At 57.0% G+C, this 5,866-nt stretch carries 4 protein-coding genes; 2 read left to right on the top strand and 2 right to left on the bottom strand.

Annotated elements, in window-relative coordinates; translation table 11 throughout:
- The first annotated feature begins 142 nt into the window (after positions 1 to 142).
- Complete coding sequence (locus JIN81_RS19680; RefSeq protein WP_200283530.1) at positions 143 to 409, top strand: PEP-CTERM sorting domain-containing protein; 267 nt, start codon at positions 143 to 145, stop codon at positions 407 to 409.
- Between the two features lie 90 nt (positions 410 to 499).
- On the opposite strand, the gene JIN81_RS18570 is transcribed toward JIN81_RS19680, so the two are convergent.
- Positions 500 to 1,435 (bottom strand): aspartyl protease family protein, encoded by a 936-nt coding sequence (locus tag JIN81_RS18570; RefSeq protein ID WP_200283528.1) that lies wholly within the window; start codon positions 1,433 to 1,435, stop codon positions 500 to 502.
- A gap of 10 nt (positions 1,436 to 1,445) precedes the next feature.
- Positions 1,446 to 4,136 (bottom strand): trypsin-like peptidase domain-containing protein, encoded by a 2,691-nt coding sequence (locus JIN81_RS18565; protein ID WP_200283526.1) that lies wholly within the window; start codon positions 4,134 to 4,136, stop codon positions 1,446 to 1,448.
- A 41-nt stretch (positions 4,137 to 4,177) separates the two neighbouring features.
- On the opposite strand from JIN81_RS18565, the gene JIN81_RS18560 reads away from it, so the two are divergent.
- Positions 4,178 to 5,440 (top strand): GntR family transcriptional regulator, encoded by a 1,263-nt coding sequence (locus JIN81_RS18560; protein WP_200283524.1) that lies wholly within the window; start codon positions 4,178 to 4,180, stop codon positions 5,438 to 5,440.
- The last annotated feature ends 426 nt before the right edge of the window (positions 5,441 to 5,866 follow it).

The raw sequence follows: 5,866 nt of genomic DNA, 5'->3' as shown, positions 1-5,866 counted from the left end.
CAGGAGAGGTTGTTTATTCACACTATTCATACCGTACTTCGGCCGGCTTTCCGTCTCTCGTTTTCAACGAAATCGAGCTTAAGGACGCGCCATTCTGGGCTGACCCCTTCTACTCGCCTTCTACTCGGCGGCGTCCTACACCGTGAACGGTGGGCCATCGGTGGTGCACGTTCAGAATGTTGGTGCCCCTCCGGGTGATTTGGTTCTCAATGACGGGAACGGGGATCTCAGTTTTGCATTGATCGGGCAGTATCCGGTCGATGCTCTTGGACAGATTGCGCTCACTCTGACGGCAAGCCCGACTGGATTTGCGAACCTTGATGCAGTCGCATTTGTGGTTCCTGAGCCAAGCCACATCCTGCTTCTCGGTGTGGCCGCGCTCGGTGGTGCTCTTCGCCGCCGCCGTTGATGACTGATCCTCTGCAGTTTTCCGCTGCAATAGGGGCGGAGCCAGCTTCGAACGGCTTCTCGAGTGTCGTGCAGGATTCTGACACTCGCACTACCTGGGTGCGGGCATGAGGAGGGAGTAGGAGCCAAAGTCCAACTCCATGTTCCATCGCCGGAGTGTGTTCACGCCGATGATGCCGCCGTATTTGCCATCACTCACTGATTTCGATCCGGTCTTTGGAAGTACGTAGAACTCCGTGTTGGGCAACAAGGCACGGTTGCCCAGGATCATCCGGTCAAGGTTCGTGACGAGTAGCTTGAGTTTGCCTCCGGATGGTCCGGAGGCCGTGTTGTCGGATTCTTTCAATGGCAAACCAAGTTCCTTCGCAACGTCCTTCAGCATGATGTTGATGGCAGAACCTGTATCGACGAGAAAATCGAATTCTCTGCCCTCGATCTTTGCGGTGACGACGGGATACTTGTGGGTGCCCTTCGTCAGTTCGAGGCGCTCGTAGCCCTCCGCCTGCTTTGCACGGCAATAGTCATCGGGTCCGACGCCTGCTTTGGGCATCAGGAGTGAGGGTCCGCGCGGATTGAAGACTACGTTGACTTGATCGAGAAAGGGACTTCCGACCAATCCAGCGACGGTGTCTTGCTCGCCGTTGACCTCGATAGTCGTGAGTCTCGAGAAGTCGCGGAGAGTTGTCTTTGTATTCCGGATTTTCAGAATTCCCGCAACGGCAACCTCGTCAAAGGTTGTAACATAGTTCACGGACCTACCCTTGATATCATTCGAGGCCCCGGACTCCTTGAGGTCGGCTCCCAAGGAGCGGGCGAAGTCGAGAGAGAGGGTCACATTTCCTCCTGAACCGCTGTCGAGGATCAAGTGGCGGTGTTCGCCATCGACCGCTACAGGGACGACGTAGTGCAGACTGTTGTTTGCCTGCTGGATGGGAAGGGAACGCATGTCCGGGGTTTCCCGGGCGAGGCCAAGGTTGAGTCCTGCACATACGGCTATAGGGATCATCAGATACTTCATCGATTTCATGATGGGTTGTTCAACGGGTGTCGATCAGGGCCTTTGCCACCCGCTGGCCGAAGAGCTCCGACGAGGACCGGTCAAAGTGGTGCGGGTAGCTTGGGTTGTCGGTGGTGAGTTCCTCGGTTGAAACCAGGCTGAGATGCCTGGTGGTCTCCTGTATTCTGGTCAGGGCTTTGCGAATCGGATTAAGGTTCTCTGCTCGTTCGGGACCGAGGGCCCGATGGAACCATGGACCGGGACCGGCGATGACCACAGGGAGAGAGGACAATCCGGACTCGCTTCTGACCTGTGAGATCAAACGCTCCAGCTCCTGTTCGAACTCGGCGGTCGTGGTCGTGCTTCGAGCCATGATCTCCCCACCTTGCCAGACCAGCCCGCATAGCGTGGTGTCCTCACTGATGAATTGAAGCGCCTCGGAGAGGTGTTCAAATTTTGGCTCTCCTCTCAGGTAGCTGGTAAGTGCGGACGATTTTCCGACGATTGGGACGAGACAGATGGTGACGTCCGGGTTGGCAGCCTGATAGGACTGCACAAAGCTGAAGGCTGGACTGAATTTGGGACCGGAACGACGTTCGACGATGGCGGCTGTCATGGGCTTCCACCCAATTGTTGATCCGGTGGTCAGTACGTAGGCATCGGGGAGCGGTTTCAGGTCGTCAGAGACCGCAGGCGTATTTCCAATCATGTTGCTGCCGCCCATCCATAGGAAAGAGTGCACCTCCTCACGCGGACGTGTCAGTATATTCGTGGGTGGCGGATTGCTTCGAAGTCGCGAGAGCGCTGAATCGACACTCTCCTTGGTAAGCGCGTAGTGGGTGGTCCTGCTGAAGTGGGCAATATTGATTCCGACGACCCGACCATCAAGGTCGTAGAGTGGACCCCCACACTGGTTTGCCTCGACCCACGCATCATGCTGGTGGCATTCGGGAAACCTCGTTCTCCGTGGACTGAGTTCCGAGGAGAGTGATGACAAGTGCTGAGAGTGATAGTTCACGGGCTTGCCGTCCTTGCGCTCCCGCAGAGCCTTGGGGCGATCTGGGATCGGACGGCGGGGCACGCTCTCCACGCCCAGACGGGAACCCATCATGGTTGGGGCGATGCGCAGCCGACCCACGTCATTCTGGACTTCGTCGGCCCAGTCGATGGGTTCCACATCCGTGTCGAGACGGAGCAAAACGAGGTCGGACTGCTGATCGATTCCAATGACTTCTGCTTGGACGGTTCCATGCCCCGATTCGATCGTGAGAAGCTTGCGGTGCTTCAATGAGGATTGCTTTGATAGGGCAAGGCGCTTCGCAATCGGGGTGACCAAGGCAATCTGCTTTCCTGCCTGGTGCAAGGGAAGGGGACTGGGGAGGTCGGGCATCCGAGTCTGAACATCTGGAGCGGAGTCACCATGGATCCGCGCCAGCTCTGAGCCTTTGGGGCCCTTGTGTTCGGCCAGTGGAGGAAAAGGCTGTTCAGTCTCAATCACGCCCATCTGTGCGAGCTTGAATCGGTCGCTGGAAGAGAGGTGCTCGAATGGATTCAGTGGATCCTTCTCAAATGCCTTGCCTAGCAAGCGCTTTCCTTCTGTCCCGAGGTGGGCATACTGGAATCGGAAGGCTTGCCTCGTACGAAGTGCATTCAAATTGACACCCATTCTCTCGAGGTTGCGTCGTGCGGTGTTGGAGCCTGTTAGACCAAGGTCGAGGGTAGGACTCTTTCGGACGGCACCAAGAAGCCTTTGGAAAGCAGGCTCGGAGAGCGTGCCGAAGCGTCTCTCCAGCCAGCAACGAACTCGCAGGTCCTCGATCCGTTCCGCGTTTGCGGCAAGCTTGAGGCCGACCTTCTGTGGGTTGATGCCTGCGGAGGATAGAATGGCAAAGGTCCTGTGGTCGGGCATGATCGAGACCGACTCCCCGTTGAATCTGGCGGTATCCCGCAGGGCATCGATTCCAGCCCGGGGCAGGTCCGGAAACTGTGCTCGGAGGGCGGCGCGGATCTTGTTCATCGCATCGGGCTGAGCGTTCCCGGTCCGGCCGCGGGCGAGTCGGCTGATCTTCTCAAAGTGCGTAATTTCCTCGGCTGACGGCAACTTGGAGGGAAATGAAAGGCATTCTCCCCACTGATCGAGGATGGTTTGGATGGCGACGTGATTGTTGTGGTGAATATCGGACGTGACCATGCTCGTGAGAATGCCGGCAACGTTGCCATTCATGTCGAAGAGTGGCCCTCCCGAGTCGCCATGAATTGCCGCGCAGTCGGTGGTGAGAAGAAGTCTGTTGATGTCTGATTCCGATTTCAGCAGCCGACCGATTCTCAGTGGAGCCTCACGATCAAGCTGAATGCTCCCGCCGTGGGAGATGATGAAGCACCAGTCTTTTGGAGAAAGCCCGGAGGGATCACCCACCGGCCGGAAGGGCCAACCTGCATCCGGCATGGGCGTGACGATCCGACAGATTGCGGTGTCTGACCGATGGTTGAGCCAGATGGATACGGCATTCACGAGGCTACCATCGTGGAGGTAAAGTTCCACGGATCGACCCGGTTCTTTCACCACATGCGCCGCCGTGAGAACGATCCCACAAGGCGTGACAATCACCCCTGAGCCGTCGCCGTGCCCATCCTTGCTGATTCCCACGACAGAGGGCCGGCAGACTTGGTCGAGTTCAACGAAGCGCTCCTCAAGGGTCCCGAGTTTGTCGGCTTTCAGGGGAAGGGCCAAGACTACTACCAGCCAGGTGATTACGCAGATGCCAAAAGTGGGTGAGCTTCGAGTCATGGAGGGTGCTTGATGGCTGTGTTTGCGTCGCGCCGCCGTGTCACCATACACGCAGCGATGTCAGGCCTATCTTCCTTTGTGCTGGCTCGAACGTATCAGTTTTTATTATAGGTTTGCCCGATCTTCCGGGTTGGGGCGCCTTGGCCCTGGTATTTTCCAATTGCATCATGCCCATCAAACGTCAGTCGACACCTCGCCTTGTGGCGGACCAACTGAAGTCCGAAATCGAGCACGGAAGTCGGACGACATTTCTGCCCGGGCAGCAAAAACTGGCGAAGGAACTCGGCGTCTCGGTTCCCAGTGTCCGCGGAGCCATTCGCTTTCTCGTGGACGAAGGGTATCTGGAAGTGCCGAAGAAGGGTCAGAAGATCCGAATTCGATCGAATCAGGGAGATCGCATCAGTCCCGCTTCCAACCTCCTGCTGATTTCTCCGAAGCGTGAAAGGCTGAGTGAGTTGAGTTTCGAACTGCTGGCTGGTATCGAGGAGCGTTGGCGTGAGCATTTTCCGAAATCCAACGTGATTTCAGTTCAAAGAACGGAGCGGCCCATGTCGCATGATGAGTTGGCCCAAGAGATTTCGGTGAATCATGTTCGTGGAGTTGTGGCTTTCGAAGCGCTTGAAGGCTGGAGCGAGCAACTGAACCAAATCGATCTTCCTGTATATCGACTGGCAGGGGCCCCGATTGCTCCGAAACTCGGGGAATCCGGATGGGGGGTGAGCATCGAGCAAGTGATCTCCTCGATTCTTGGGCATCTGCATGGATTGGGTCACCGTCGGATTCTAACGCCAATTCTTCGACCCAACCTCCGCGAATCGATCTTGGGAGCCTACGCTGCTTCTGCAGTGGGTGTCGCCTTTGATGGCGAGGAAATGGTCCCACTGTTTCCCTTGGACGATGAACCGCGTTTCCGGGCCTTTTGGGAGCGGGCACTCACGCGTTTTCAGCCTACCGCGGTTGTGTGCATCTATACGCCGGTTTTGTTTTCATTGTATGGGTTTTGTCAGGTAGCCGGGCTTCGCATTCCTTCCCACCTTTCGGCGGTCACCATTGAGCATCACCAGCTTGTAAGGTTCCTGATGCCGCGGATTGCCGCCCCAATCGTCCGCGGCGAAGGCATACGGGATGTTGTCAATGCGAGGCTCAAGCTCTTCGACAAATGGCTGAAGGATGGACTTCAGCCGCAGGGCTACAAACTGATGGGTCGTGAATTCGATTGGGGAGAGAGCATCCGTGACATCCGCTGAATCTGCACCCGTTCCATTGTTGATGGGCTTTTGCCGGTAGTGATCCGTCCATCGAAGGGTCTGAAAGGGTCAATAATCTCGACGGATCCCGACTGATTTTGATTTGCCATTCGCCGGAGCAGAAGTGTGAACCCGGTAACTGGTGGAGCCGAGTGGTGGAACTCTCAGCGCCCATTCGCGTGCAGTTTCGTGGGCACTACGCCGATCTTGGGATTCTTCCCGCGGTGATTCGGCATCGGTTGTTCTCCCGGTCGTTCCGGGGTACACGCCCGCGTACGTGCTGAGATTCTTCCAACGGGGGTGCTGGCGTCATTGGGTGGTGGCCTTGGGGTGCATGCACCTTCTTGGTGGCCCGATCGCGATTCTCCAGACGGTGGCGTGGGCCAGCATGCTGGTCAGCTACTCGGTGGAGGATGGCTTGCTTCA

Source organism: Haloferula rosea (genome assembly GCF_016595525.1).
Lineage (GTDB): Bacteria > Verrucomicrobiota > Verrucomicrobiia > Verrucomicrobiales > Akkermansiaceae > Haloferula > Haloferula rosea.
This window is presented reverse-complemented; position numbering and strand designations above follow the sequence as displayed.

What these genes read in the sequence shown, in the direction of transcription:
- JIN81_RS18570 (WP_200283528.1), bottom strand. Translation starts at nt 1,435, where the DNA reads ATGAAATCGATGAAGTATCTGATGATCCCTATAGCCGTATGTGCAGGA.